At 70.9% G+C, this 25,978-nt stretch carries 21 protein-coding genes and 3 tRNA genes; 10 read left to right on the top strand and 14 right to left on the bottom strand.

All coding sequences use genetic code 11. The annotated features are described in order from the left end of the window. Positions 1 to 202 precede the first annotated feature (202 nt). Entirely contained in the window at positions 203 to 1,828 is a 1,626-nt protein-coding gene (locus MTQ01_RS00745; RefSeq protein ID WP_247486334.1) for an aldehyde dehydrogenase, read from the bottom strand. Positions 1,829 to 2,209: 381 nt separating this feature from the next. Continuing rightward, complete coding sequence (locus MTQ01_RS00740) at positions 2,210 to 3,658, bottom strand: MmgE/PrpD family protein (RefSeq protein ID WP_247487619.1); 1,449 nt, start codon at positions 3,656 to 3,658, stop codon at positions 2,210 to 2,212. 349 nt (positions 3,659 to 4,007) lie between these two features. On the opposite strand from MTQ01_RS00740, the gene MTQ01_RS00735 reads away from it, so the two are divergent. Both MTQ01_RS00735 and MTQ01_RS00730 read left to right on the top strand, forming a co-directional pair. Continuing rightward, positions 4,008 to 5,006, top strand: coding sequence for a bifunctional lysylphosphatidylglycerol flippase/synthetase MprF (locus MTQ01_RS00735; protein ID WP_247487617.1), 999 nt, complete (start codon positions 4,008 to 4,010; stop codon positions 5,004 to 5,006). Positions 5,007 to 5,071: 65 nt separating this feature from the next. Further along, positions 5,072 to 5,308, top strand: a complete 237-nt coding sequence (locus tag MTQ01_RS00730) for a hypothetical protein (RefSeq protein ID WP_247486333.1) — start codon at positions 5,072 to 5,074, stop codon at positions 5,306 to 5,308. Between the two features lie 428 nt (positions 5,309 to 5,736). On the opposite strand, the gene MTQ01_RS00725 is transcribed toward MTQ01_RS00730, so the two are convergent. Beyond that, positions 5,737 to 6,480, bottom strand: coding sequence for an AfsR/SARP family transcriptional regulator (locus tag MTQ01_RS00725; RefSeq protein WP_308294338.1), 744 nt, complete (start codon positions 6,478 to 6,480; stop codon positions 5,737 to 5,739). 386 nt (positions 6,481 to 6,866) lie between these two features. On the opposite strand from MTQ01_RS00725, the gene MTQ01_RS00720 reads away from it, so the two are divergent. From MTQ01_RS00720 to MTQ01_RS00695, 6 genes are all read left to right on the top strand, one after another. Beyond that, positions 6,867 to 6,959: transfer RNA gene (locus MTQ01_RS00720), tRNA-Gln, on the top strand. A gap of 17 nt (positions 6,960 to 6,976) precedes the next feature. Then, positions 6,977 to 7,069: transfer RNA gene (locus MTQ01_RS00715), tRNA-Gln, on the top strand. A gap of 17 nt (positions 7,070 to 7,086) precedes the next feature. Then, a tRNA-Gln gene (locus tag MTQ01_RS00710) sits at positions 7,087 to 7,179 on the top strand. A gap of 81 nt (positions 7,180 to 7,260) precedes the next feature. Beyond that, entirely contained in the window at positions 7,261 to 8,343 is a 1,083-nt protein-coding gene (locus tag MTQ01_RS00705; RefSeq protein ID WP_247486331.1) for a diacylglycerol kinase family protein, read from the top strand. Between the two features lie 147 nt (positions 8,344 to 8,490). Then, entirely contained in the window at positions 8,491 to 8,856 is a 366-nt protein-coding gene (locus tag MTQ01_RS00700; RefSeq protein ID WP_247486330.1) for a nuclear transport factor 2 family protein, read from the top strand. A gap of 479 nt (positions 8,857 to 9,335) precedes the next feature. Beyond that, the gene (locus MTQ01_RS00695; protein WP_247486329.1) at positions 9,336 to 10,493 is read left to right on the top strand and encodes a S1 family peptidase; all 1,158 of its coding nucleotides are present in this window, start codon (positions 9,336 to 9,338) and stop codon (positions 10,491 to 10,493) included. A 460-nt stretch (positions 10,494 to 10,953) separates the two neighbouring features. Here the strand turns inward: MTQ01_RS00695 and MTQ01_RS00690 are convergent, their stop codons facing one another. The 5 genes from MTQ01_RS00690 to MTQ01_RS00670 form a co-directional block, all read right to left on the bottom strand. After that, positions 10,954 to 11,637: a class E sortase gene (locus tag MTQ01_RS00690; protein ID WP_247487615.1), complete on the bottom strand. Its 684-nt coding sequence runs from the start codon at positions 11,635 to 11,637 to the stop codon at positions 10,954 to 10,956. Between the two features lie 667 nt (positions 11,638 to 12,304). Beyond that, complete coding sequence (locus MTQ01_RS00685; protein ID WP_247486328.1) at positions 12,305 to 13,957, bottom strand: class E sortase; 1,653 nt, start codon at positions 13,955 to 13,957, stop codon at positions 12,305 to 12,307. Further along, positions 13,954 to 14,583, bottom strand: coding sequence for an aminodeoxychorismate/anthranilate synthase component II (locus tag MTQ01_RS00680; RefSeq protein WP_247486327.1), 630 nt, complete (start codon positions 14,581 to 14,583; stop codon positions 13,954 to 13,956). The genes MTQ01_RS00685 and MTQ01_RS00680 overlap by 4 nt, the downstream gene beginning before the upstream one ends. A gap of 54 nt (positions 14,584 to 14,637) precedes the next feature. Next, positions 14,638 to 14,799, bottom strand: coding sequence for a hypothetical protein (locus tag MTQ01_RS00675; protein ID WP_247486326.1), 162 nt, complete (start codon positions 14,797 to 14,799; stop codon positions 14,638 to 14,640). Positions 14,800 to 15,059: 260 nt separating this feature from the next. Beyond that, positions 15,060 to 15,734 (bottom strand): DUF881 domain-containing protein, encoded by a 675-nt coding sequence (locus MTQ01_RS00670; protein ID WP_247487613.1) that lies wholly within the window; start codon positions 15,732 to 15,734, stop codon positions 15,060 to 15,062. Between the two features lie 181 nt (positions 15,735 to 15,915). Between MTQ01_RS00670 and crgA the strand changes: the two genes are divergently transcribed. Further along, positions 15,916 to 16,182 (top strand): cell division protein CrgA, encoded by a 267-nt coding sequence (gene crgA, locus MTQ01_RS00665; protein ID WP_211040927.1) that lies wholly within the window; start codon positions 15,916 to 15,918, stop codon positions 16,180 to 16,182. 286 nt (positions 16,183 to 16,468) lie between these two features. Here crgA and MTQ01_RS00660 read toward each other — a convergent pair whose 3' ends face one another. Then, complete coding sequence (locus tag MTQ01_RS00660; protein WP_247486325.1) at positions 16,469 to 17,365, bottom strand: rhomboid family intramembrane serine protease; 897 nt, start codon at positions 17,363 to 17,365, stop codon at positions 16,469 to 16,471. A gap of 119 nt (positions 17,366 to 17,484) precedes the next feature. Further along, on the bottom strand, positions 17,485 to 18,012 hold the full coding sequence (locus tag MTQ01_RS00655) for a peptidylprolyl isomerase (protein WP_247486324.1): 528 nt from the start codon (positions 18,010 to 18,012) through the stop codon (positions 17,485 to 17,487). Between the two features lie 271 nt (positions 18,013 to 18,283). On the opposite strand from MTQ01_RS00655, the gene MTQ01_RS00650 reads away from it, so the two are divergent. Then, complete coding sequence (locus MTQ01_RS00650; protein WP_247486323.1) at positions 18,284 to 19,000, top strand: DUF5324 family protein; 717 nt, start codon at positions 18,284 to 18,286, stop codon at positions 18,998 to 19,000. A 411-nt stretch (positions 19,001 to 19,411) separates the two neighbouring features. Here MTQ01_RS00650 and pknB read toward each other — a convergent pair whose 3' ends face one another. The 4 genes from pknB to MTQ01_RS00630 form a co-directional block, all read right to left on the bottom strand. Next, on the bottom strand, positions 19,412 to 21,445 hold the full coding sequence (gene pknB, locus MTQ01_RS00645) for a Stk1 family PASTA domain-containing Ser/Thr kinase (RefSeq protein ID WP_247486322.1): 2,034 nt from the start codon (positions 21,443 to 21,445) through the stop codon (positions 19,412 to 19,414). 131 nt (positions 21,446 to 21,576) lie between these two features. Continuing rightward, positions 21,577 to 23,031, bottom strand: a complete 1,455-nt coding sequence (locus MTQ01_RS00640; RefSeq protein ID WP_247486321.1) for a penicillin-binding protein 2 — start codon at positions 23,029 to 23,031, stop codon at positions 21,577 to 21,579. Continuing rightward, complete coding sequence (locus MTQ01_RS00635) at positions 23,028 to 24,413, bottom strand: FtsW/RodA/SpoVE family cell cycle protein (RefSeq protein WP_247486320.1); 1,386 nt, start codon at positions 24,411 to 24,413, stop codon at positions 23,028 to 23,030. The genes MTQ01_RS00640 and MTQ01_RS00635 overlap by 4 nt, the downstream gene beginning before the upstream one ends. A 13-nt stretch (positions 24,414 to 24,426) precedes the next feature. Beyond that, on the bottom strand, positions 24,427 to 25,932 hold the full coding sequence (locus tag MTQ01_RS00630) for a Stp1/IreP family PP2C-type Ser/Thr phosphatase (protein WP_282613115.1): 1,506 nt from the start codon (positions 25,930 to 25,932) through the stop codon (positions 24,427 to 24,429). Between the last annotated feature and the right edge of the window lie 46 nt (positions 25,933 to 25,978).

The raw sequence follows: 25,978 nt of genomic DNA, 5'->3' as shown, positions 1-25,978 counted from the left end.
TGCGGGGCACCTCCGGGGTGCGATGACTGGGTACGACGGTGTCGGGGCGGTGCCGGCTCCACGGGCCGCTCGTCGTGCCGGCGGGTGCCGGCGGGTGCCGGCGGTCGGCACGGTGCGGCGGTGTGTACGGCGGTCGGCGGGCGCGGCGCGGTGCGGTGCTGTGCGCCGGTCGGCGGGTGCGGTGCCCGCGGGCCGGGTGCGGTCAGTCGCCGAAGACCGCGCGGTAGGGGCTGATGCCCTCGCTGATGCTCACGCCCTGCAGATGCGAGGTCTTGAACATCGGGTAGTTGGCCTCGCCGAACACGCCGCCGGTCATCCCGGTGCCGCCGTGGCTCGGCAGATAGGGCAGGAAGCCGATGTGCGAGTCGTTGACCTTCAGCAGGCCGCCGTTGGTGGTGCGGCTGACGAAGGTGTTGATGACCCGCGGCGACCTGGACCACAGCGAGTTGCGCAGGCCGTAGGCGTTGGCGTTGACGAACCGCACGAACGTCTCGCGCAGCTCCTCGGCGGGCGCCGGCTCGACCGCGACGATGGGCAGCAGCGGGAAGAACGTCTCCTGCATGACCGCCTCGATGCGCCGACCGCGCTCCAGCCCGTCCACCCGCAGCACGGTCGGCTCCAGGAACACGCCGGTGTCCGAGCGCGTCCCGTCCACCTCCATGCGGTGGCCGCCGCACACGAGCTCGGCGCCCTCCTCCAGCGCCTGGGACAGCAGCCCGAAGAACTTCTCGCTGCGCCGCACCGGGGACAGCAGTACGTCGGGGTCCTCGGGGAAGCCGGGCCGGATGCCGCGGATCTTCTCCTTCACATGCCCGATCAGCTCCTCGACGATCTCCGGATGGGCGAGCACGGTGTTGGGCACCATGCAGATCTGCCCCGAGCCGTAGAACGACTCGGTGATCGCCTCCGCGGCGAGCGAGAGGTCGGCGTCCTTCCAGACGACGATCGTGTCGTTGCCGGCCAGTTCGAGGATCGGCTTCTTGCCGGCCGCGATGCACTGCTCCTGGAAGCGCAGTCCCTGGTCGCTGCCGCCGATGTAGAAGATGTCGTCGACCAGCGGGCTGCTCACCCACTTGTCCATCGTGCTGCGGGCGTTGCCGCAGACCACGTTGAGGGTGCCGGGCGGGGCGCCGACCTTCTCCAGCAGCGGGGCGACGATGTCGCGCAGCACGAACATGGTGCTGAGCGGGATGCTGCGCGGCGCCCGTACGACCACCGCGTTGCCGGCCATCAGCGCCAGGACGGCGAGTGCGGCGCTGGGGGCGGGCGCGTTCTGCGGCGGGTTGAAGCAGACGACCCCGTCGGGCTGCCGGTGCGAGATGAGCGTGCGGCCGGCGTAGGAGCACTCGGAGTACATCCGCTTGCGGTACCAGTGGCAGTTCTCCCTGCTGTAGACCTCCAGCAGGCAACTCAGCTCCCAGCGGGCGAGCTTGAGCGGGTGCGCCTCGGCGACGAGCATGTCCAGGAACTCCTGGCGGTGCTCCAGCAGCGCCTCGCGGAACAGCTCTCCCAGACGCATCCGCTCGTCCAGCGGGACCGCGGCCCACACCGGTGCCGCCTCGGCCGCGGCCTCCAGCGCCCGGTCGTTCTCCTCGTCGGTCGCGACGGCCACCCGCCCGACCACGTACGGGTGCTCCGCCGCCTCGGACTGCGGGTTCTGCTCCAGCTCCCGTTTGAGCGAGACGCCGGTGAAGACGTCCTCCAGGAGTGAGCGGGAGCTGATCGTGTACACCCAGGCGCTGTTGGGCAGATCCTCGCCACCCACATAGGACTGGTAGCTGAGCAGCGGCCTCTCGCGTTCCTGCGAGGTCGGCTCCGGCGCGGTCACACCGCTTTCCGCAGCTGCGAGCGTGGTATTCCCTTTCGGAAACATTGCGACTGCCTCCTCATTGCCTGGCAAGCGTCGGCCAGCACGCGTCAGACCGTGTCAAAAGAATCTGACGACCGACTGACGCGGTTCTGACTCGAATGGATTCGGTAATCGGTCGGGAGAAAACCCGGAGCGCGGCCGGTGTGAATGGAAGTGAATTCCCGGTTCCGCCGCGCACCGGAAACGAAAAAGGCCCGGGGCGCGCTCGCTGCGACCTTCGAGGGGGAGCCGAAGGGGGTCGAACGGAGCGCGCCCCGGGCCGGTTCGGGGCGTGCCGCACGGTGGCGCGGCACGGGACGGGTACGGGGCGGCCGGTACGGGGCCGGTCGCGGACCGGGTTCAGGTGCGCAGTGCCGCCTCTATCCAGCGGCGCAGCTCCTCGGGCCGCATCCGGTGCAGCCTCGACGCCTCGTTCGCGACCGAGGCCGGGCCGCCGAGCGAGACGAACTTCTCGCGCACCAGCCGAGGATGGTGCGATCTGGTGTCCTGGCCGGCGGCGCCCAGCGGGATGAGGCGTTCGCGGGTGAAGCTGCGCCCGTCGGTCAGACGCACGGTGACACGGGCCCCGGTGGACTTGGTCGAGCTGGCGAAGTCCCGGTTGAACGGCTCGCGGTGGTCGGCCAGTTCGACCAGCCGATCGCCGCCGAAGTCCCGCAGCCAGCCGCGTCCCGCGGCGCCCGCCTGCCGCACCGCCTCGCCGAACGGCGCGTCCGAGCGCAGCAGTTCCCGGGTCATCTCGGTGTCGTGGACCAGCCGGACCCGGTCGGCCAACGCCCACCGCCGGGCGTCGTCGGTGGCGGGTGCGGCGAGGTCGTCGACCGTGAACTCGCCGTTCAGCAGGGTCGTGGCCACCGGGTAGGGGACGTGCAGGACCAGCGCGCCCTGCGGCGAGCCGGGCCCCGTCACGTACCGCTCCGCGTGCTTGCCGGCGAACAGCGTGTACACCGAGGCCTCGACCACGACCTCCCGCACGTCCTCCGGCGCGACCGGGCCGAGCGCCCGGTGGATCTCGGCGGCGCAGTCCACCGCGGCGTCGATGCCGGGCCCGCCGGGGTGCATCTTGAACGAGAGCGTCTCGGTGTGCCAGCGCCGGCCCAGTCCCGCGGTGGCGGCGTCGGGCAGGGGCACGGTCGCGAAGCGCGCGAGGAAGCCGTCCGGGTGCTCGATCAGGTCGGAGGCGCCCAGCAGTCCGGCCCGTGCGGCGTCGCAGGCGTCCATCGCCGTACGGACCGGGGTGAAGGTGTTCAGCAGTCGGGCGTCGCTGGCCAGAAAGGCGCGCATGAGCGGCCAGTTGGGCATTCCGAGGGCGAGTCCGAGCGCGTTCTCCCACACGCTCGTGGTCGCGCCCTCGCAGGCCAGCCGGCCCGCCACCGCACCGGCGAGATGGGTGTGCACCGCGCTCTGCCCGCGCAGCGGACCGAGCGTCGCGGCGGCGGTGATCCGCGAGGCGCACTCGTTCGCCGCCACCACCGCGGTGAGCAGCGAGAGGCCGTCCAGGCGGTAGGCGTGCGCGTACGCCAGCGGTACGGCGACGGTGGAGTTCGACAGATGACCGGCGTACGCCGTGTCGTCCAGGTTGAGCCAGGAGCCCAGGCCGGCCAGTACCCCGGCGGAGATCCGCGGATCCTCGCCCAGCGGGTCGCCGAACGCCTGGAGCAGGCGCCGGCCGAGCGGGTGCGCCGAGCCGGCGCGCACCGCGGCGATCTGCGACAGGACCTGGCTGGCCGCCAGCTTCAGCACCCGGCAGGGGATGGTCTCGGGCCGCAGCTCCGAGCCCCAGGCGGCCATGGTGTGCAGCGCGGGCCCGGCGTCCGGCGGCGGCGCCTCGACGGGTGCCCCCCACTCCGCGCACAGCGCGTGCACCACACCGGTTCCCAGCAGTTTGGCCACGACGTAACGCCCCTCTCGGGCCTTGGCGGTCAGGCAGGAGCGCGTCGCCCGGTCGCGGCGTGCGCAACGCAAGGTTTGGGGCTCGCGCTGACTCGTCGCTTACGCGCCCCTGACAGGGAATTGATTTCTCGATACTTCGTCAGCTGGGTCTTGTCGGCGGAATTCTTCGGTGCTCTACTGCTCGGCACTGAAGGCGAATTCAATGAGGCTTACAGCTCATGTGGTGCCGGCCGGGAAGAGGAACGCCATGCAGGTCGCGACAGCAAACTTCGAGGAAATACGGGAAGCCATCGGCGCCCATACGGGAGCGGACAATCCGAGCTCCTTCCTGGCGCTCAACGAGGGCACCTCGTCGTTCGGCCGCCCGCATCTGGACGGGGTGATCAGCTACCGCGCGGCGGGCCGCTTCCTGGTCCAGCTCGGCGGCCCCTTCGCGGCCGAGGGGGACCGTGCGGAGCTGCTGCACGAGTTCCTCGGCCACGCCCGGGAGCGTTCGGCGACCGTCGTCGGCGTACAACTCGCCCGCGAGGACGCGGAGTTGTACGTCCGCCACGGCTTCACGGTGAACCAGGTCGGCGCCTCGTACGCCGTGGACCTGGAGAGGTTCACCCTGCGCGGCACCCGCTTCATGCAGCTGCGCAACAAGATCTCCCGCTCCTTCCGGGCCGGACTGCAGGTCACCGAGGTGGACCTGGAAGCCCACGCCGAGGCGGTCGCCGAGATCGACGCGGCCTGGCTCGGCACCAAGGGCGAGGCCGCCCGCCCGCTGGAGTTCCTGGTCGGACAGACCGGCGGCCGGGCACAGGCCGAACGCCGGCTGTTCCTCGGCAGCATCGAGGGCCGGCCGATCGGTTACATCTCCTACTCGCCGGTCTTCGGCAGCAGACAGGGCTGGATGCACGACCTCAGCCGACGAGTGCCCGAGGGCCCGCCCGGTGTCATGGAGGCCATCAACTCCACCGCCATCGAGGTCTTCCGCACGGAGGGCGTCCCGTGGCTGCACTTCGGCTTCACCCCGTTCACCGGGCTGGCCGAGGAGCACGAACTCCCGGGCCGCAGCAGCGCGTTCCAGTGGTTCATGCACTGGCTCTGGGAGAACGGCGAGGCGGTCTACCCCGCCCGGACCCAGCTCTCCTACAAGGAGAAGTGGGCACCGCACGCGGTGCTCCCCGAGTACGTCGCTTTCCAGGGCCGCGCCGACCTCGGCGCCTTCGCCCACATCTTCCGCGCAGCCAACGCCTTCTGACGCGTGCGTTCTGCCGAAGGCCCCGAGCTACGGGCCGACGACGGCCCGAGGAGACGGAGAGAGCCATGTCCGAGACGATCGTGAACCCGCCCACCACGCCGCAGAACGCAGCCATGGCGCTGCCCGACATCAGCGTCTTCCAGCAGGCCGTGGTCGAGACGTTCTTCGGCATCATCGGGGCGCCCGACGACCCCGACGCGCTCGCCGGAGGCGCCCGCGCCCTCGCCGAACTGGACGCGCTGCTCGACGCCGCCCCCGCGGGCCCCGGGACGTCCGCCGGAACGGTCGGCGCCGACAGCTGAGTCGAACTCCGTGGGGGCGGACGGCGATTGCCGTCCGCCCCCACGGCGTGTTCCACCCCGCGCCGCCACGGCTCCGTCCCGCACACGGTGTCCCGCACACAGCGATCCGTACGCGGCGTTCCGTGCACGCGCCTTAGCGCACGCGGCGTCCGCGCGCGCCTTCGCGCACGCGGCGTTCCGTGCACGCGCCTTCGCGCACGCGGCGTCCGCGCGCGCCTTCGCGCACGCGGCGTCCGCGCGCGCCTTCGCGCACACGCCGTCCGCGCGCGGCTTCGCGCACACGGCGTCCAGTACGCGGCGCCCCGTACGCACGAGATCCGGCCCCTGTCACAGGGGCCGGATCTCGTGCGTACGGGGGTTGTGCCGGGCGTACGGGGTTCGCGGTGCCGCCCCGGTCGTGCGGTGCCGGCCGGGGCGGGGCGGATCGGTCACGCCAGGCGGGCGGAGAGCAGCGTCAGTTCGGACTCGACGTGCCGCAGCTGGGGCGCGTGCTGGAGGATGCACTCCTCCAGCTTCCGCAGTTCGGGGGTCGGGTCGATGCCCAGTTCGTCGCTGAGCCGGCGGCGCGTGCGGTGGTAGACCTCCAGCGCCTCCGCCTGTCGGCCCGACCGGTAGAGCGCGATCATCAGCTGCCCGCAGAAGCGCTCGCGCAGCGGGTTCTCCCGGTGGGCCTGGTTCAGCTCGCCCAGCAACTGGCCCTCCCTGCGCAGGGCGAGCTCGGCGTCGAAGAGCGACTCCAGCCCCTGCAACCGCAGTTCGTTGAAACGGGTTGCCGCGCACTCGCACATCAGCCCTCCGCAGTCGCCGCCGAAGACCGGTCCGCGCCACATCCGCAGGGCGGCTCTCAGCGTCCTGACCGCGTCGGCCGGGTCGTCCGCCGCGAGCTCCACGCCGCGGGCGATCGCCGAGCCGAAGTCCGTGGCGTCCAACCGGGCTCTGCCCAGGGACAGTTGGTATCCATGCGCGTAGCTCAGCAGCTGTACGCCGCTGGAACCGTCGTCTATCGAGCGGAGCCACTTGCGCAGTCTGCTGATGTGGGCCTGCAACGCGTTGACGACACCGTTCGGCACGTCCTCGCCCCACAGCTCCTCGATCAGTGCGCCGTGGCCCACCGTGTGCTCTTCGCTCACCAGGAGGGCCTGCAACAGGACCCGCCTGGACTGTCCGCTCACTTTGTGCACGCCACTGGGTGTGTGCACCTGCACGCCGCCCAAGATCTCGAAGTTCAGCACAGAAGCCTCCCCGTTCGAACGGCTTACCAGAGTGCTTCGTCACAGATGGGCGACTTACCGCATTGCGGTGACTTCGTCAGGTGTCCGCCGGCCGCGTTCGTCGTGCCCGGTACGCCGTGCGGAGCCGTCCGGCCGACCTGACGAGGTAGTGGGGCGCGGACCGGTCGCAGAGCCACGCAGCGTCCGCCCCGGCGTACGCCCGGCGCGTATCTCCGTACGGGCGTACGGCGTCCGCACCCGGGTCAGAGAGGTGTCAGGGGGACGTCAGCACACCCCGGCAGAGTCGTCCTTGTCACCGGGAAGGAACATCCGAACCGGGAAGACGTGGAGAGGTACCCGAAGCGGCCCAACGGGGTCCGGGTGCTTTGCACTTGGTCGGGTCTTCATGGCCCTCGCAGGTTCGAATCCTGCCCTCTCCGCTCCTTCCGGTCGATGGGGAGAGGTACCCGAAGCGGCCCAACGGGGTCCGGGTGCTTTGCACTTGGTCGGGTCCTCGTGGCCCTCGCAGGTTCGAATCCTGCCCTCTCCGCTCCTTCCGGTCGATGGGGAGAGGTACCCGAAGCGGCCCAACGGGGTCCGGGTGCTTTGCACTTGGTCGGGTCTTCATGGCCCTCGCAGGTTCGAATCCTGCCCTCTCCGCTCCGTATGCCACGCCGTGTGGGCAACTCCGTTGTCGGTGGCGCCGACCGGCGCCACCCACCACGCGAGGAGCCCGCAACGATGGACACCACGGCCACCCGGTCGGGGCCCGCTCCGGCCACTCTCGCCCCACCCGCCGCCGCGTACACCGGCTCACCGGGTGCGAGGCCCACCCGCGCCCTCATCGTGGCCAATCCCGCCTCCGGGAGCCACAGCGAGGCACTGCTGCGCGAGGTGCGGGAACTGTGCGCGGCCCGGCTCGACGCGGTGGAGGTCCACCTCACCACCGCCCGCCGCGACGCCACGGACGCCGTCGGCCGTGCGCTGCGCCGCCCCTACGCCCCGTACGCGCCGGAGGTCGTGCGCGCGAACGCGACCGCCGCACACTCCGACGGGACCGCCGTGCGGTCCGACGAGGTCCGCCCCGATCTGGTGGTCGCGGTCGGCGGGGACGGCACCGTGCGCGAGGTCGTCCAGGGCATGGCCGACGCGCCCGCGCCCGCGGCTCTGGCCCTGGTGCCGGGCGGCACCGGCAACTCCGGCTACCGCATGATCTGGGGCGACCGTCCCTGGGAGGAGGCGCTCACCGCCCTGCTGAGCCACCCCGGCGACCGGGCCCGGCTTCGGCGGCTGGACCTCGCGCTGCTGCGCGAAACCGCGCAGTTGGTCTTCCTGGGCGCGTGCAGCGGTGTGATCGCCGAGGCGCTGCCGATCGCCCGTACGGTCCCGCTGCACGGCCGCGCCCGGTACGCCGAGGCGTTCGCCCGCGCGGCCGACGCCCACCGGCCCTACCCGGGAAGGGTCACCGTGGACGGCGAGGTGGTCCACGAGGGGCCGACCGTGCTGGCGAACGTGGGCGGCGGCCGTTACCGGGGCGGCCAGTACCTCGTGCTCCCGCACTCCGAGCCCGACGACGGGCTGCTGGACGTGTGCGTCATCGGCGGGTCCGTCGCCGCCTCCCGCGTGCCCGAGCTGACCCGGACCGCCGCGCATCTGGAGCTGCCCGACACCGTCTACGCACGCGGCCGGACCATCGTCGTCGAACGGCTGGACGGCGAGCGGCTGCCGCTGGAGCACGACGGCGAGTACCAGGACACGCTCGGCGACCGCGCCACCCTGGAGGTGCGGGCCGGGGCGCTGTGGACCTGGTGCCCGACGGCGTGACTCCTGGTGCCCGACGGCGTGACTCCTGGTGCCCGACGGCGTGACTTGACGGAGTCTGCCGCTCCGCGTTGCTCCGCCATAAGCCCACCAACAGACTGAAAACACTACTGACGGGGCCGAACAGGCATTGACCACCAAGGAGTTGCCATGGCTGATCTGAACGCGGTCGTCGAGCGTTACCTGGACATCTGGAACGAGCCGGACGCCGAGCGCCGCGCGAAGGCGATCAGCGAGCAGTTCACCGAGGACGCCGTCTACGTCGACCCGCTGGCCTCCGTCGCCGGCCACGACGGCATGGGCGCCGTCGTCCAGGGTGCCCAGGAGCAGTTCGCCGGCCTCCGGTTCGAGCTGCTCGGCGAGGTCGACGCACACCACAACATCGCCCGTTTCCGCTGGGGCCTCGTCGCCCAGGCCGGCGCCGAGCCGATCGCCATCGGCTTCGACGTCGCCGTCACCACCGAGGACGGCCGTATCCAGGGTGTGTACGGCTTCCTCGACAAGGTGCCCGGCTGAACCACGGCCCGTGACGCCTCCGCGGCGCACACGACGGGCGGTGCGCGTACCGAACTCCGGTGCGCACACCGCCCGTTCGCGCGTGACCGCCACCTCTCGCGGCCCGTACCCGGCGTGCGCTGCGTACCCCGCGTACCCCGCGTGCACCCCCACACCCCGTACCCCGCGCCTCTGCCTGCCTCGCGCATGCGGGCGATCGGCGCGCGCGGTGCCTGCCCGAGGCGGCAGGGGACGCTGTGGCGGACGGGACGCAGGAGGGGCCTTCGACTGTCGCTTGTGCCCAACCCCCCACGTTTATAAGGGAGTTGGGCATCCGATACGGCGATGTTCCTCGAGTCTGCGACAGTTCCGCGCAGTACCGGCCGCATTGGTATGGACAAGACAAGTCGCGCTCTCTACTCTCATGCTGCGGACTGAGAGCGCTCCCAGACTGCTGTTGCAACCTCACCCCTGGCAACAACAGAAGGGCATCAACCCCCATGCGACGCAGACGTGTTGTGAGAGTCGGCCTGTCCGCTCTTCTTCTGTTCGGCGGTATCGCCGCCACCGGCCCCGCCACCGCAGCGATGGCCGCCCCCACGAACAACCTCGAGTACTCCCCGGGCCTGATCGAGGCGATGAGCACCGACCTCGGTCTCAGCGCCAAGGAGGCCCGTGCCCGCCTCGCCCTCGAGGCGACCGCGGCGGAGGTCGCGCCGACCGCGGAGAAGGCGGCGGGCAGCGCCTACGCGGGCAGCTGGTACGACGAGGAGACGGGCAAGCTCACCGTCGCCCTCACCGACGGGGACCGCGCCGAGGCGGTACGCGGAACCGGCGCCGAAACGGTGTCGGCCAAGTACAGCGCACGCACCCTGGACAGGGCGATGGCGGACATCGACGCCCTCGCCGCCGAGAAGAACGCCCCCTCCCAGGTGGCCGGTTGGGGCGTGGACACCCGTGCCAACGAGGTCGTGGTGAGCCTGGTCAAGGGAGCGAAGAAGGACGCCGCGACCAAGGACTTCATCAAGCGCGCCAAGGCGGCCGGTCCGGTGACGGTCCGCGCCGACGCAACCGAGGCGCCGAGCACCTTCGCCGCGGGCACGGTCGGCGGCGACCCGTACTACACCGGCAACGTCCGCTGCTCCATCGGCTTCTCGGTGCACGGCGGCTTCGTCACCGCCGGCCACTGCGGACCGCAGGGGCAGCAGGTGCGCGGCTGGGACCACTCGCAGATCGGCCACTTCCAGGGTTCGTCCTTCCCCGGTGACGACCTCGCCTGGGTGAACGTCGGCAGCGGCTGGTGGACCGAGCCGGTCGTACTCGGCTACGGCACCATCCCGGACCAGCTCGTCCGCGGCTCCAACGTGGCCCCGGTCGGCTCCTCGATCTGCCGCTCCGGCTCCACCACCGGCTGGCACTGCGGCACCGTGCTCGCCCACAACGAGACCATCAACTACGAGCAGGGCGCGGTCCACCAGATGACCGGAACCAGCGTCTGCGCCCAGGGCGGCGACTCCGGCGGCTCGTTCCTCGCCGGCGACCAGGCCCAGGGCGTCACCTCCGGCGGCTACGGCGACTGCTCGGCCGGCGGCCGCACCTGGTACCAGCCGGTGAACGAGATCCTGAGCCGCTACGGCCTCACCCTCCACACCGCCTGATCCACACCCCCTGATCCACCCGCACACCCCGCTGGGGCGGGACGCGCGCTTCCCGTGACCGCGCTTCCCCGCCCCGACGGCCAACGGCCGGTGCTCCGCCCCAGCGGCGGGGCGCCGGCCTCCGTCGTCCCCGACCCGGCAACCGCCCGGCCCACCGCCGCCGGGGACGAGGCGGAGGACGTACGTGCCCGGCAGCGCACGAGCCCGGCGTACGTGCCCGACGGCGTACGTGCGCGGCGTACGTGGCCGAGGACGTGCGTGCGCGGGTGCGCGTACCCGGCAGCGTGCAGCCTCGGGACGCACGGGGTGCCGGGCGGTCAACTCGGCGGCTCGCCACCGGAGTTGGACGGCGCCGCGGGTCGTGCCGGGAGCGTCGCGCCGTGGCTCGTGGCCGGGCGGGCGTGCCCCGGGTGCGTGTGTCTCGGTGCGTGTGCCCCGGGCGCGCGTGCCCCGGGACGGGTCAGCCGAGTTCGGCGGGCGGGGTGCGGTCGGCGTCGACCTTCTCGGTGCGCACCAGTTCTCCCCAGACGATGTAGCGGTAGTTCGAGGTGTAGACCGGGGTGCAGGTGGTGAGCGTGATGTACCGGCTCTTCTCGGTGGCGCCGGACTCCTTCGGGATGGCGTCGAGCACCTCGGTGTTGTACTTCGAGGTCTCCGGAAGGCTCGAGTAGACCTCGTAGACGTACCAGGTGTCCTTGGTCTCGAAGACCAGCGGATCGCCGTCCTTGAGCTTGTGGATGTTGTGGAACTTGGCGCCGTGGCCGTCGCGGTGGGCGGCGAGCGAGAAGTTCCCCGACTCGTCCCACGGCATCGCCGACTTGACCGGCTTCTTGTAGTAGCCCGCGATCCCCTGGTTGAGTTCCTTGGGGTCGGTGCCCGGCTTGATCAGGATTTCCTTCTTGCCGAGGCCCGGTGCGTGCAGGAAGCCGATGCCGTCCCGGGTGTCCAACTTGCCCGGTCCGGTCGGGGTGTTGGCGCCCACGTCGCGGTCGGCGGCCCAGTTGTCGCGGACCCGGTCGGACTCGCGGTCCGCCTCGCGGTTGGCCAGGACGTTGGTCCACCACAGCGAGTAGACGACGAAGAGCGCGAGCACCACGCCCGCGGTGATCAGCAGTTCACCGCTCACGCTGACCACGGCCGCCAGCTTTCCGCGCGAACGCCCGCGCGCAGCACCCGACTTGGGGGCGGGCGCCGCCGAACTCCCGTCCCGCGCAGCGGACTTGGCTCCGCTCGACTTTCTGCTCGACGCCCCGCTGGTGGCCTCTCCCGTCGGCGCGTCCTGAACCGATACCGCCTTCTCGTCGGCCTCTCCACCGGCTGCCGGCTGCTTCTCGGAAGCGGTCCCGGCGGCGGACGCCCCCTCGGATCCCGACTCCTCGGAGGCGGGGGCGGGGGCGGTCGCGGTGTCCGCTGTCGCACCGCTGCCACCGGCGCCCTCGGCGTGCTCGCGCTCGATGCGCTCGGCGGACTCCGTCCTGTCGCCGTCTGCGGCCGGTGCCTCGCCGGCCTCGGCCGCTTCCGGAACGTTGTCGGCGGCCGCGCCCGGGGACCCGCCCGGTTTGTCCTCGGAGACCGGCCCGGCTCCGTCCGGGACCGGCTCGGAGACCGGCTTCGCGGCCGACTCCCCGCCCGTACCGCCGACTTCGGCGTTCCTGGCGCGACGGCGGCGCCTGCGCCGGGTCCGCGGGTGGCCGTCCGCAGCGGAGTCGTCCGGCGTCCCCGCGCCGTCCCGCTCGTCCGTCACTGTTCCACTCCCACCGTTGACTGAGCGCGCTGTCGTGCCGCCGGTCCGTCTGCCGCTTTCGCCGGGGTCAGCCGAGTGCGTCCGGCTTGCCCTCGTTCCGGGGGTGTTCGTCGACCATTGTGCCCCACACGATGAGACGGTACTTGGAGCTGAACTCCGGAGTACAGGTCGTCAGTGTGAGGTACCTGCCCTCCTTGGTGAAGCCCGACTCCTTGGGCACGGGGCTGACGACGTCGATGTTGCGCGGCGAGGTCGAAGCCAGCCGACTGGACACCTCGTACGTGTAGTACGTGCTCCGCGTCTCGACGATGATCTCGTCGCCCGCGTCCAACTTGTTGATGTAGCGGAACGGTTCGCCGTGGGTGTTGCGGTGGCCGGCGACCGCGAAGTTGCCCTTCTTGTCCCAGGGCATGGCGGTTTCGATGCCCGACTTCTTGTCGTAGTGGCCGGCCATGCCGCGGTCGAGCACTCCGCCCTTCTCGATCCCCTCGGCCACCGGCACCCGTACGTCCAGCTTGGGGATGTACATGATCGCGAAGCCCTCGCCCGCCTCGAACGCCTCCGGCTCCTCGCCGTCGCCCGCCTCGAAGGACCGCTCCAGGTTGTTGGCTTCCTTGTTCGCCTGCTGGTTGGCCTGGATGTTGGTCCACCACAGCTGGTAGGTGACGAAGAGCAGCAGCAGCACGCCGGTGGTGATGAACAACTCACCCACGGCGCGGCTCGCGAGCGTCCCCAGGTCGGTTCTGCGCTGTTTGGCCGCTCTGGCCGCCGCCTTCCGCCGGGCCACCCGTCCGCCGGTGCCGTCCGGCTCGTCGCCGTCCTTCTTCCGGTCGCGGTTCGCGGCCCTCCCGGAGGTCGCGGTGCTCGCGCTCCTCTCGGCCTGCCGCAGCGCCATCGTCTCGTTGTCGGCGGGCGGTTCGGCCTCGTACGGTTCCTCCCGCACGACCGACTGCCCCGCCGTCCCCGCCGCCGTCCCCGCCGCCGTCCCCCCTGCCGTGCGCGCGGCCCGGCGCCGGCGCGGTTCGTGGCCCGGCCGGTGCTCGGGGTCCTGCGTCGCCCGCCGACCGTCCCGCTCGGGCTCGTACTCGCGCCGGCGCCGGCCGCGTCCGGTCGCGGACCGGTCGGCAGCGCCGGAGTCGACAGCGGCGGGCCGGTCGGCGCCGGCGCCCGAAAGCGGGTCGTTGAGCGGGTCGTTGAGCGGATCGGGAGCGCGGCCCGGTGCGCCGCCGCCCCGCGGGTCGGCCGACGGGTCGGGCGTTCTGCGACGTCCCGGACCCGGCGCCGCGGTCGCGGCCGGTGAACCCGGCATGCCCGGCAGCGGATCGTTGAGCGGGTCGTACTCCGCCCGCGGGCCGTGCCGACGCGGGGAGTTGCGGTCCGGGGAGTGCCCGGGGGCCGGCGCCGCGGGGGCGTAACCGCCCGTGTACGGCTGCTGCTCGGCCCGAGCCTGCTGCGGACGGAACCAGGGCGAACCCGTACCGCCCTGCTGCCCGCCCCGGTGCGAACGCCCGTCGCCCTGCGCCGTTCCACCACCGTGCGGCCGGCCGGGGCCGTGCGGCTCGCCCGGGCCGCCGGGGCCGCGGTGCGGGGTGCTGCCCGGGTGCGGGGCGGTCGGACGGGAAGCGGCGCCGGGCAGCGGGTCGTTGAGCGGATCGCTGAGCCGGCCGACCGCGTCCTCCAGGTCGGTCGGCTCGCCGTACGGGTCGTGCGGGTGGGTCACGTGCCGACCACGGGGGCCAGCCCGCGGGATCGGTCGACGGCTCCGGTGTCACCGCACTCGACGAGCCAGTTGGCGAGCATCAGGTGCCCCCACTCGGTGAGGACCGACTCGGGGTGGAACTGCACTCCTTCGACGGGGAGTTCGCGGTGCCTCAGGCCCATGATCACGCCGGACTCGGTCCGTGCGGTGACGGCCAGTTCCGCCGGAACGGACTCCGGCGCAGCGGCCAGCGAGTGGTAGCGGGTCGCGGTGAACGGGGACGGCAGCCCGGCGAAGACGCCCTCGCCCTCGTGGCTGACCAACGAGGTCTTGCCGTGCAGGAGTTCGGGCGCCCGACCGACCACGCCGCCGTACGCCACAGCCATCGACTGCATGCCCAGGCAGACCCCGAAGACCGGCACCCCGGTCGCCGCGCAGTGCCGGACCATGTCGACGCAGACACCGGCCTGCTCGGGCGTGCCCGGACCGGGGGAGAGCAGGACCCCGGCGAAGCCGTCCTGGGCGTGCTCGGTGCGCACCTCGTCGTTGCGCAGCACCTCGCACTCGGCACCCAACTGGTACAGGTACTGCACGAGGTTGAAGACGAAGCTGTCGTAGTTGTCGACGACGAGAATCCGTGTGCTCATCTGGGCTGTCTTCCCCTGTCGGTCCGGTCCGTGCCGCCGGCGCGCACCCGCGCGTCAGCTCTCGTCGACGGTGACGTCGTTGAAGGGCAGCAGCGGCTCCGCCCACGGGAAGACGTACTGGAACAGCACGTACACCACCGCGAGGAACAGGACGAGTGACTGCACCGATCGCAGCAGGGTGTTCCCCGGCAGGTGCCGCCAGATCCAGCCGTACATGAGCTACCCCGTCCGTCCTTTCACTCGCCGCCCGTGGTGATCGCCGAGCGCGCCGGTCGCGCCGGGTCCAGAGTACGTGGCGGCGCGGCGCTCGGGGATCTGTCCCGACAGAACGGACCACGTGCTGTCCGTCACGGATGCGTGTCCGCTGCCTCCGTCCGCGCCGGCGCCACCTGTGCCGACGCCACCTGCGCGCACGCCGGTCCGGGCGGGCGGCGTCGGCGCGGGGGCACGGACGGCAACCGCTTCGCGGCGGCCGGCTACTCGACGGGCTTGGCGTGGTGGAGTTCGACCGCGCCGGTGTAGGCGGGGACGGTGGTGCTGCGGTGCTCGTCCACCTCCCAGCCGAGGCCGTAGGCGTCGACGTACTTCTTGTACATCTCGATCGTCTTGTTGGTGTCGAGCGACTTCTTCAGCTTCTGCGGGTCCCCCACCGCGGTGACCGTGTACGGCGGTGAGTACAACTGGCCCTGGAGGATGAGGGTGTTGCCGACGCAGCGGACCGCGCTGGTGGAGATCAGCCGCTGGTCCATGACCTTGATGCCCTCGGCGCCGCCCTGCCAGAGCGCGTTCACCACGGCCTGGAGGTCCTGCTGGTGGATCACCAGGTAGTCGGGCTCGGGCTCGGGCCAGCCCGGGAGTTGGGCGGTGGCGTCGCTGGGGGCGTCGGTGAGGGTCACGGTGAGCCCCTTGCCGACGAGCCTCTCCGCGCCGGCGTTCCGCTCGACGTCGCTGAGCCGCTTGCGCTCCTCGGCGCTTCCGCCGCTGTCCCGTTTGGCCAGACCCTGCACTTCTTTGCGAAGCTTGGCGGTGGAGGATTCCAGCTTTCGGTTCTCGCGGCTACGCTCGTCGATGAGGTCGGAGAACCTCAACATGGACTCGTCGCTGCGGATATTGGTGCCCTGTGCGGTGTTGAAACTGACCCAGAAGATCATTCCCGCGAGGGCGAAGATGCCGATGGTGGCGAGCCGCGCCGGTCGGAAGAGGGACGCGATCGATCTGGTCGAAGTGGTCACCGTACCCTTGTCTCCTTCCCACCACCCGGAAGCACTACGCTAACGGACCGCAGCAGTATGAAGCCCGCGCGGTCGGAGCGCATCGACAGGAGATCTCCTCGTGCCGAAGTCACGAATCCGAAAGAAGAAGGACCGCCCCGCGTCCGAGGGGAGCAGGCAGCCGCAGAAGACGAAGATCGATCTCTCCTCCGGGCGGGGTTGGGTCGCGCCGCTGATGCTGGCGATGTTCGCCATCGGCCTCGCGTGGATCGTCGTCTTCTATGTGACGGAGGGCAAGTTCCCGATCGATCCGCTGGGCAACTGGAACATCCTGGTCGGCTTCGGCTTCATCGGCGTCGGGTTCGTGGTCTCCACCCAGTGGAAGTAGCTTCGACCCGGAGTTATCCACAGTCCGTCCACAGGGCTGGGAAAAGTTCCGAGGATCTGTGGATAACTCGGCGCGTGACGCTGGACCAAGCCCCGGTCGGTACCTCGGCCGGGGCTTTCTCATGCCCGAAAGGTGCTGAGAAACGCACCGTTGTGCGAGGTGGGCGCCGTCTTCGAAGGTTCATGCACAAGATCACCCACCCGCTGTGGATAACTCCTGGGGAGAGGTGTGCACAGGGTGTTCACACACCCCTTCGAACCCCGCTGTCCCCACCCCGCGCGGCGGCTCAGCCCAGCAGTATCGAGGTGCGCACCACACAGGCGACGAGCAGCAACGCCAGCACGGCCAGACAGGTGCCGTACTGCACCGCCGTCCGGCTCTGCCGCGGCGCGTGCACCAGCGCGTACGCCACCACCGCACCGACGATCAGGCCGCCCAGGTGCGCCTGCCAGGCGATGTTCAGGCCGGGGAGGAAGGTGATCACCAGGTTGATGCCGAGCAGCACCGCGATGGGCCGCATGTCCGAGCGCATCCGCCGCATCAGCACCGCCGTGGCGCCGAAGAGGCCGAAGATCGCGCCGGAGGCACCGAGCGAGAGCACGTTCTGCGCCATCAGCCAGTAGGTGAGCACGTTTCCGCCGAGCGCGGACAGCAGATAGAGCGTGATGAAACGCAGCCGGCCCAGCGCCTGCTCCAGCGGCGGCCCGAGGAACCACAGCGCCATCATGTTGAAGCCGATGTGCCAGAACTCCTGGTGCAGGAAGGCCGAGGTCACCAGGCGGTACCACTGGCCGTCCGCGACACCGACCATCGAGAACGTGCCCGGGTCGATGGCGTACCCGATCATCGCCAGCCGGCTCACCAGATCGTCGCCGACCGCGAGCACCGCGACGAAGACCGTCACATTGATCGCCAGGAGGATCTTGACGACCAGCCTGGTGTCCGACACGAGCAACCCGCCGGCGACCGTGCGCGGTTGGTTCGCGGACGGTGAGTGGCCGGTGCCGGAGCCCTCGCGCACGCACTCCGGGCACTGGTAGCCGACCGAGGCGGAGATCATGCACTCGGGGCAGATCGGCCGCTCGCAGCGGGTGCAGCTGATGCCGGTCTCCCGCTCCCTGTGTCGGTAGCAGCCGGGCAGCTGGTGCTGCCCCTGACCGTGATCGCCCTGCTGGTGATCCATGGCTCTTCCTTCGCCTCGGACGGTGACCGGACCCGTGGTGGCCCGCCGCCGACAGGACGCGCCCCACCCGTCCTACGGACGGATGGGGCGCCAGGGTTCCCGGCGGCGCCGGAGCGCGATCAGCGACGCTCGACGACGACCGACTCGATCACGACGTCCTGCACCGGACGGTCGGTGCGCGGGTTGGTCGGGGTCGCGCCGATGGTGTCGACGACCTTCTTGCCCGCGTCGTCGGTGACCTCACCGAAGATGGTGTGCTTGCCGGTCAGCCAGGCCGTCGGGGCGACGGTGATGAAGAACTGCGAACCGTTCGTCCCCGGACCCGCGTTGGCCATGGCCAGCAGGTACGGGCGGTTGAACGACAGGTCGGGGTGGAACTCGTCGCCGAACTCGTACCCCGGGCCGCCGGTGCCGTTGCCCAGGGGGTCGCCGCCCTGGAGCATGAAGCCGCTGATGACGCGGTGGAAGACCGTGCCGTCGTAGAGCTTGTCGGTCGTCTTCTGACCCGTGGACGGGTTGGTCCACTCGCGGGAGCCCTCGGCGAGCTCGACGAAGTTCTTGACCGTCTTGGGTGCGTGGTCCGGGAAGAGCCGGACCTCGATGTCGCCCTGGTTGGTCTTCAGGGTGGCGTAGAGCTGCTCAGCCACGATCTACCTTCCATAGTCCTCTGTGCGGCTGTCGATCCTCCCATGCCGGGTCGGGCGCGAGCACCCGAGGGGGAATCAGCGCGCCTGTGCGCGAACCGTGGCATTGTCGGCCTTAGCGAGGCAATCGGTATCCAATGGGTAGCCGTATTGAGTAGACCCGCGCCGGCGGGGCAGGTGATCGAGATGCACGTGATCGAGACGTCCTGTCTGACGTCCCGCGGGATTCCAGCCAGGCATGCTCGACGAAGTACGCCACCGAGGAGGAGGTTCCGTGACCCGCATCGATGATGTGCGCGCCGCGACTACCGGCAGCGCCAAGGAAGGTATGCGGCACGTCAAGGCCGTCAAGGACACGGTGGCACCGAAGGTCGGCCACGCGGCGCAGCAGGCGCAGCTGGGAGCCAAGCAGGCCCAGCTGAGCGCGCGGCAGGCCCAGCTCAGTGCCCGAGAGCAGTTCCAGGCCCATGTGGCACCGCGACTGAGCCACGCCCGGGACACCTTCCCGCCGGCGCTGGACGACGCCGCGACCAAGGCGGCCGGACGCACCCGTGAAGCGGCCGAGCGCACCCGTGAGGCGGCCCGGCACGCCGCCGAGTACGCCGCGCCCCGGCTGGAGGCCGCCCGGGCGGCGGCGCTCCCCGCCAAGGACGAGGCGATGGCCCGTTCCACGGCCGCGCTGGCGGCCCTGCGCGGCGAGGTCACGCCCGCGGAGGTCGACAAGCTGACCAGGCGCCGCGCCCGGCGCGCCCGCACCGGCAGGGCCGTGAAGCGGCTCGCGCTGGTCGGCCTGGTGGCAGGTGGCGCGTACGCCGCCTACCGCTGGTGGGAGCGCCAGGCCAACCCGGACTGGCTGGTCGAACCGCCCGCCGCGACCGAGGTCGGCGAGGACCTCGCCGAGGGCGCCCAGGAGGGCAGCACGGTGCTCGACCCCGAGGTGCGCGCCAAGCAGTCCGAGAGCGACGCCGCCGGCGGCGACCGGGCCGGCTGAGCCCCGTCCGGCGCTGAACGCGGCACCGCCGCCCGTCACGTGCCGGCTGCCGGCCCGCGACGGGCCCGGCGGGCCGCACACGGCGCGCGACCGCGATCGCCGTACGGCGAGCGGCGGTTGAGACGTACGACGGCCCGCTGAACCCCGCACGACGCGGCGGACGCGGGCCGTACGTGCGTGCCGCCCCCGCCGCGTGTCGCGGGAGCACGCCTGCCGTACGAGCCGTACGCGGGCCGCCGTACGCGCCGTACCCGTACGGGCGTCGTGGTCCGGCCGCGTCCGGGTCCGGGGGGCGGAGGAGACGACGAGGGGCCGGTCCGCCTCCCCACCGGGGAGGCGCACCGGCCCCTCGTGCTGTCCGGTCCGGCCGCCGCGCCGCCGGTGGGCGGTGCTGCGGCCGGACCGGGCCGGTCAGTCGTCGTCGCGGCGGTGCGGCCAGCCGTTGTCGCCCGGATCGCCGTCGGAGGACCTGTTGCCGAAGCCGGGGCCGGGGCCGCCGATGAAGCCGCCGTCGTCACCGCCGCCGGGGTCGCCGCCGCCGGGCATCGTGATGACGCGGACGGCGGAGCCCTTCTGGACGTCGGTGTTGGCGCCGGGGGCGGTGCTCAGCACCCGGGCGTCGTCCTCTCCGGGTCCCTGGACCTCGACCTTGAGGCCGGCGTCCTCGAGAGCCTTGCGGGCGTCCTTGAGCGCGCTGCCGGTGACGTCGGGGACCTTGACCTGCTCGGGCGCCGGGGTCTTCGCCACGTCCAGGGTGACCTGGCTCTCCGGCGCCGCCTGCGAACCGGCCGCCGGGTTCTGGCTGATGACCTGGTTCTCCGGGCGGGAGTCGTCGTCCTTCTCGCGCTGGGCGACGGTGAAGCCGAGGCCCTCGAGCTGCTGCTTGGCCTCCTCGTAGTCCTTGCCGACGACGCTGGGGACGGTCTTGGTCACAGTCCGCACGACGGACAGCGTGATCGACGAGCCCTTCTGGGCCTTGCTGCCGCCCGCCGGGTTCTGCTTGATGACCGTGCCCTCGTCCTCGGTGCCGGAGGATACGGCCTTCTCCTCGACCGAGAAGCCGGCCTCCTCCAGGGACTTCTTGGCCTCGTCCACGTTCTGCGTGGTGACGTCCGGCACCTCGACGGGGGCGGGGCCGTCGGACATGGTCAGCGTGATGGTGCTGTCCCGCGGGGCCTTGGAGTCGGCGGCCGGGTCGGTCTTGCAGACCGTGCCCTTCTTCTCCTCGCAGTGCTCGCTGTCGCCCTCGGTGACCTTGAAGCCGCTGTTGTCGGCCCGGGCGGTCGCCTCCTCCAGGGTGAGACCGGCCAGCTTGGGCACCTCGGTGTCGTCGGAACTGGAGGTGCTGAAGAGCGCCTTGCCCATGAAGACGGCGCCGATCAGCACCAGCACCGCGGCGACGACCAGCAGGATCGTCGAGACATGGCTCTTCTTCTCGCGCCTGCGGCCGCGCGGCTCGTCGTAGCCGTAGCCGCCGTCGTCCTCGCGGACCGGCGGGAGCATCGAGGTGCGGGGGTCCTGCTGGCGCAGCGCCTGGGTGGGCTGGTCCTCGCCGTATCCGGCGTGGCCGTACCCGGCGGGGCTGAGCGCGGCGGCGCCGACCGGACGGCCGTCCAGACAGGCGTCGATGTCGGCGCGCATCTCGTCGGCCGACTGGTAGCGGTAGTCGCGGTCCTTCGCGAGCGCCTTCAGGACGATCGCGTCCATCTCGGGCGTGATCTCGGGGTCGAAGGTGCTCGGGGTCGGCGGCTCCTCGCGCACGTGCTGGTACGCCACCGCCACCGGGGAGTCGCCGATGAACGGCGGGCGCACGGTCAGGAGTTCGAAGATCAGGCAGCCGGTGGAGTACAGGTCGGACCTGGCGTCCACCGTCTCGCCCTTGGCCTGCTCGGGCGAGAGGTACTGGGCGGTGCCGACGACGGCCGCGGTCTGCGTCATCGTCATGCCGTTGTCGCCCATGGCGCGAGCGATGCCGAAGTCCATCACCTTGACCTGGCCGTCGCGGGTCAGCATCACGTTGGCGGGCTTGATGTCGCGGTGGACGATGCCGTTGCGGTGGCTGTACTCCAGTGCCTGGAGGATGCCGATGCACATCTCCAGCGCCCGCTCGGGCAGCAGTTTCCGGCCGGAGTGCAGCAGCTCTCGCAGGGTCGAGCCGTCCACGTACTCCATCACGATGTACGGGATGGAGATGTCGTCGACGTAGTCCTCGCCGGTGTCGTAGACGGCGACGATCGCGGGGTGGTTCAGGGAGGCCGCGGACTGGGCCTCGCGGCGGAACCGGGCCTGGAACGTGGGGTCCCGCGCGAGGTCCGCACGCAGCGTCTTCACTGCGACCGTACGACCGAGGCGAGTGTCATGGCCGAGGTACACCTCGGCCATGCCGCCACGGCCGAGCACCTGGCCCAGCTCGTACCGGCCGCCCAGGCGACGGGGCTCGTCCATATCTCCGGCCTTTCCACATCGTCTCGGCCCGCTCGACCCGGAGCCGCTGTCTCGGGGCATACGGTACCCGTGCCAGGTGGCCGAACCGGTTGCCTATTACGCCCCTGTGACGCTCAACTGCCGTACTGTGCTCAGCGCTTGCCGTCGAGAATGGCCTTCATCACATCCACCGCGATCGGGGCCGCGAGACCACCGCCCGAAATGTCGCCGCGTGCCGCTTCGCTGTCCTCCACGACCACCGCGACGGCGACCGGGGAGCCGTTGTCGTCCTTGGCGTAGGAGATGAACCACGCGTACGGGTTGTCCTTGTTCTCCTCGCCGCGCTGGGCCGTACCGGTCTTGCCGCCGACCTTCACACCGTCGATTCGGGCGGTGCTGCCGGTGCCGCGCTCGACGACGGACTCCATCATGTCCTGGAGCTTCTTGGCGTTCGGGGCGGAGACGGCCTCGCCGATCTCCTCCGGCTGGAACTGCTCGACCGTGCTGCGCGGGCCCTCCAGGCGGTCGACCATGTACGGCTTCATCAACTTGCCGTCGTTGGCGATCGCCGCGGTGACCATGGCCATCTGGAGGGGCGTCGCACGGTTGGACGCCTGGCCGATACCTGCCATCGCGTTCTGCGGGCGGTTGTCCTCCGGGTAGACGGAGGCGACGCCGCGGACCGGGGTGAAGACCTCTTCGTTGAAGCCGAACTTGTCGGCCTGCTCGATCATCGCCTTGTTGCCGACGTCGTCGCTGATGCCGGCGAAGGTGGCGTTGCAGGAGAGCTCCATCGCCCTGCGCATGGTGGCCTTGTCGCAGAGCGGGTTGATCTTGTCGTTGCCCAGCATGGTGCTGGACTGCGGCAGCTTGAGCGGGCTCTCGATGCCGGTCTTCTTGTCGACGTCGTACTTGCCGCTCTCCAGCGCCGCCGCGGCCGTGACGACCTTGAACGTCGAACCGGGGGCGTAGGTCTGACGGAGCGCCCGGTTCAGGGTCGGGTCGTCGTCGTCCTTGTTGAGCTCGACCCAGTTCTTCTCGTCGTCCTTGGAGTTTCCGGCGACCTTGGAGGGGTCGTACGAGGGGGTGCTGGCCAGGGCGAGGATCGCGCCGGTCTGCGGGTCGAGCGCGGCGACCGCGCCCTTCTTGCCCTCCAGCCCCTTGAACGCCGCCTGCTGGGCCGCGTTGTTCAGGGTGGTGACGACGTTGCCGCCCTCGCGGGGCTTGCCGGTGAGCATGTCGATCGTGCGGTTGAAGAACAGCCGGTCGTCGTTGCCCGTGAGTATCGTGTCGTAGATCTCCTCGAGCTGGGTGCCGCCGTACGCCTGGGAGGCGCGACCGGTGATCGGCGCCCACATGGTGCCGTCCTTGTAGGTGCGCTTGTACGCGAAGTCGCTGCCGGAGGTCTCGGCGGAACCGGTGATCGACTTCCCCTCGACGATGATGTTGCCGCGGGGGTGGGCGTAGCGCTCGATGGCGACCCGGCGGTTGCCCTCGTGGTTCTTCAGGTCCTCGGCCTGGACGAACTGCACCCAGTTCACCCGGACCATCAGGGCCATGATCAGCAGCCCGCAGAAAATCGCGACCCGACGCAGGGGCTTGTTCACGGCTTCACCACCTGGGTCATCTCGACATCGGGATTGTGTGCGGGCGCGGGGGCCGGCCGTCGGGCCGTGTCGCTGATCCTCAACAGGATCGCCACCAGCGCCCAGTTGGCGATGACCGAGGAACCGCCCTGTGCGAGGAAGGGCATCGTCATACCGGTCAGCGGAATCAGCCCGGTGACACCGCCGGCGACCACGAAGATCTGGATGGCGAAGGCGCCGGAGAGCCCGACCGCCAGCAGCTTGCCGAACGGGTCGCGGGCCGCGAGGGCGGTACGGATGCCGCGCTCGATGAGCAGACCGTAGAGCAGGATGATCGCCATCAGCCCGGCCAGGCCCAGCTCTTCGCCGATCGTCGCGAGGATGTAGTCGCTCTTGGTGGCGATACCGCCGATGAGCCGCGAGAAGCCCTGGCCGAGGCCGGAGCCGAGCAGCCCGCCGGAGCCGAAGGAGTACATCGCCTGGGCGGTCTCGGTGACACCGCCGTTCTGCAGCTCCAGCGGGTTCAGCCAGTTGTGCACGCGGTCGCCGACGTGGCTGTTGACGGAGGCGACGAAGACCGCGCCGGCCGTGGACAGCAGCAGACCGAAGATGATCCAACTGGTGCGCTCGGTGGCGACGTAGAGCATCACCACGAACATGCCGAAGAAGAGCAGCGAGGTGCCGAGGTCGGTCTCGACGACCAGGATCATCAGGCTCAGCAGCCAGATCGCCAGGATCGGGCCGAGGTCCCGTCCGCGCGGCAGGTACAGGCCCATGAAGCGGCGGCTGGCCAGCGCCAGCGCGTCCCGCTTGACCATCAGATAGCCGGCGAAGAAGACGGTGATGACGATCTTGGCGAACTCACCGGGCTGCAGCGAACCCACGCCCGGAATGGTGACCCAGATCCGTGCGCCGTTGACCGGCGGGAAGAAGACCGGCAGCGTCAGCAGTACCAGCGCCACCGCCATCGAGATGTAGGTGTAGCGCTGGAGGATGCGGTGGTCCTTGAGGGTGACCAGCACGCCCACGAAGAGCGCGACACCGAGCGCCGACCACATCAGCTGAGTCGGGGCGGCGTTGTACGGCTTGAGCGCGGGCTCCTGGTCGAGGCGCCAGATCAGCACCAGCCCGAGCCCGTTGAGCAGCGTGGCGATCGGCAGCATCAACGGGTCGGCGTACGGGGCGAACTTGCGCACCACCAGGTGCGTGACGCCGGCCAGCAGGCCGAGGCCCAGGCCGTAGCCGAGCATGCCCGCCGGTATGGTGCCGTCCATCGCGAGGCCGACGTTGGCGTACGCGAAGACGGGCACCAGGACGGCGAAGACCAGAAGCGCCAGCTCGGTGTTGCGTCGGCTGGGCGGACCACCGGAGGAGACGGTGGTGTTCCCGAGATTGAAACTCATCGCTCAGTGACCCTCACGGCATCCGGCAATGCTTGGCGAGCCGCTGCTGCTCTTCCGTCAACTCCGGCCCGGGATCGGTGCTTTCGGAGTCCTTGCCGTCCTTGCCGTCTTTCTTGTCCTTGTCGTCCTGGTTGGCCGTGCCGAACTGCGAACCGATCTCGTCGCTGTCCTTGCCGCTGTCCGACGGACGCTCGTCGGTGACGATCTTGCAGACCTCCGCCTGGTTGCGGAGCGCGCCGATCTTGTCCTCGGCCTGCTCGCGGCTGTCCATCGTGATGGTGGCCTGCACGTCGTCGCGCTGCCACTTCGGCAGGTACTTGAGTTCGACGCCGGTGCGCTCCTGGACGCTGCTCAGGTCTATCCAGGCCAGCTTCTGGCTGATGCCCTGGTAGAGGGCGACCCGGTCGCCGTCCGCGCCGACGAAGTACTGCGTCTTCGTCCACCGCCAGCCGGCGTACAGCCCGCCGCCGATCACCGCCAGCACCAGTGCGATCAGCAGGGAGCGCTTGATCCACCGACCGCGGCGCGGGGGCGGGTCCTGGTAGGCCCCGCCGTATCCGCCGTCGTGCGGCGGCGGGGCGGCGGCGCCGGTACCGCTGCCGGGCGGGCCGAAGCTGCCCTCCGGCGGGGTGGGCGCGGACTGCGGGGGCACGGCCTGCTGGCTGCGGCGCAGCTCGGCCGCCCGACCGGCCGGTGTCTGGAGCGAGGCCCCGCCGGACTGCTGCTGGTTCTCCGCGACGGCGCCGACGACGACCGGGGTGTCGTTGAGCTGGGCCGCGGCGAGGGTGTCGTCGGCGTCGACGTCCAGGACGTCCGCGATGATCACCGTGATGTTGTCCGGGCCGCCGCCGCGCAGAGCGAGCTGGATCAGCTCCTCGACGGTCTCCTGCGGGCCCTGGTAGCTGGAGAGGGTGTCCTCCAGCGTCTGGTGGCTGACGACGCCGGAGAGTCCGTCGGAGCAGATCAGATAGCGGTCCCCGGCGCGCACCTCGCGCACCGAGAGGTCCGGCTCGACATGGTCGCCGCTGCCCAACGCCCGCATCAGCAGGGAGCGTTGGGGGTGGGTGGTGGCCTCTTCCTCGGTGATCCGGCCCTCGTCGACCAGCCGCTGCACCCAGGTGTGGTCCTGGGTGATCTGGGTCAGTACGCCGTCCCGCAGCAGATACGCGCGGGAGTCGCCGACGTGGACGAGGCCGAGGCGCTGACCGGTCCAGAGCAGGGCGGTGAGCGTGGTGCCCATGCCCTCCAGCTGCGGGTCCTCCTCGACCATCACGCGCAGCTGCTCGTTGGCGCGGGCCACCGAGCTGCCGAGCGTGGTGAGGATGTCGGAGCCGGGGACGTCCTCGTCCAGCTCGACGATGGTGGAGATCACCTCGGAGCTGGCGACCTCGCCGGCCGCCTGGCCGCCCATGCCGTCGGCGACCGCGAGCAGCCGGGGACCGGCGTAACCGGAGTCCTCGTTGTGCTCGCGGATCATGCCGTCGTGTGATCCGGCGGCGAATCGCAGTGCCAGGCTCATGCGCACCTCGCCCGTTTGCTCGGGGTACATCCGCACGGTGCCCACC

It is taken from the genome of Streptomyces sp. XM4193 (assembly GCF_023072595.1).
GTDB lineage: Bacteria > Actinomycetota > Actinomycetes > Streptomycetales > Streptomycetaceae > Streptomyces.
This window is presented reverse-complemented; position numbering and strand designations above follow the sequence as displayed.

Bases quoted from the DNA above. Each gene is read 5' to 3' on its own strand.
- MTQ01_RS00675 (WP_247486326.1), bottom strand. From the start codon at position 14,799: ATGTACGGCTGGATCTGGCGGCACCTGCCGGGGAACACCCTGCTGCGA.
- MTQ01_RS00680 (WP_247486327.1), bottom strand. From the start codon at position 14,583: ATGAGCACACGGATTCTCGTCGTCGACAACTACGACAGCTTCGTCTTC.
- MTQ01_RS00700 (WP_247486330.1), top strand. From the start codon at position 8,491: ATGGCTGATCTGAACGCGGTCGTCGAGCGTTACCTGGACATCTGGAAC.
- MTQ01_RS00730 (WP_247486333.1), top strand. From the start codon at position 5,072: ATGTCCGAGACGATCGTGAACCCGCCCACCACGCCGCAGAACGCAGCC.
- MTQ01_RS00705 (WP_247486331.1), top strand. From the start codon at position 7,261: ATGGACACCACGGCCACCCGGTCGGGGCCCGCTCCGGCCACTCTCGCC.
- MTQ01_RS00735 (WP_247487617.1), top strand. From the start codon at position 4,008: ATGCAGGTCGCGACAGCAAACTTCGAGGAAATACGGGAAGCCATCGGC.
- MTQ01_RS00635 (WP_247486320.1), bottom strand. From the start codon at position 24,413: ATGAGTTTCAATCTCGGGAACACCACCGTCTCCTCCGGTGGTCCGCCC.
- MTQ01_RS00670 (WP_247487613.1), bottom strand. From the start codon at position 15,734: ATGATCTTCTGGGTCAGTTTCAACACCGCACAGGGCACCAATATCCGC.
- MTQ01_RS00630 (WP_282613115.1), bottom strand. From the start codon at position 25,932: ATGAGCCTGGCACTGCGATTCGCCGCCGGATCACACGACGGCATGATC.
- MTQ01_RS00695 (WP_247486329.1), top strand. From the start codon at position 9,336: ATGCGACGCAGACGTGTTGTGAGAGTCGGCCTGTCCGCTCTTCTTCTG.
- pknB (WP_247486322.1), bottom strand. From the start codon at position 21,445: ATGGACGAGCCCCGTCGCCTGGGCGGCCGGTACGAGCTGGGCCAGGTG.
- MTQ01_RS00740 (WP_247487619.1), bottom strand. From the start codon at position 3,658: ATGGCCGCCTGGGGCTCGGAGCTGCGGCCCGAGACCATCCCCTGCCGG.
- MTQ01_RS00660 (WP_247486325.1), bottom strand. From the start codon at position 17,365: ATGGATCACCAGCAGGGCGATCACGGTCAGGGGCAGCACCAGCTGCCC.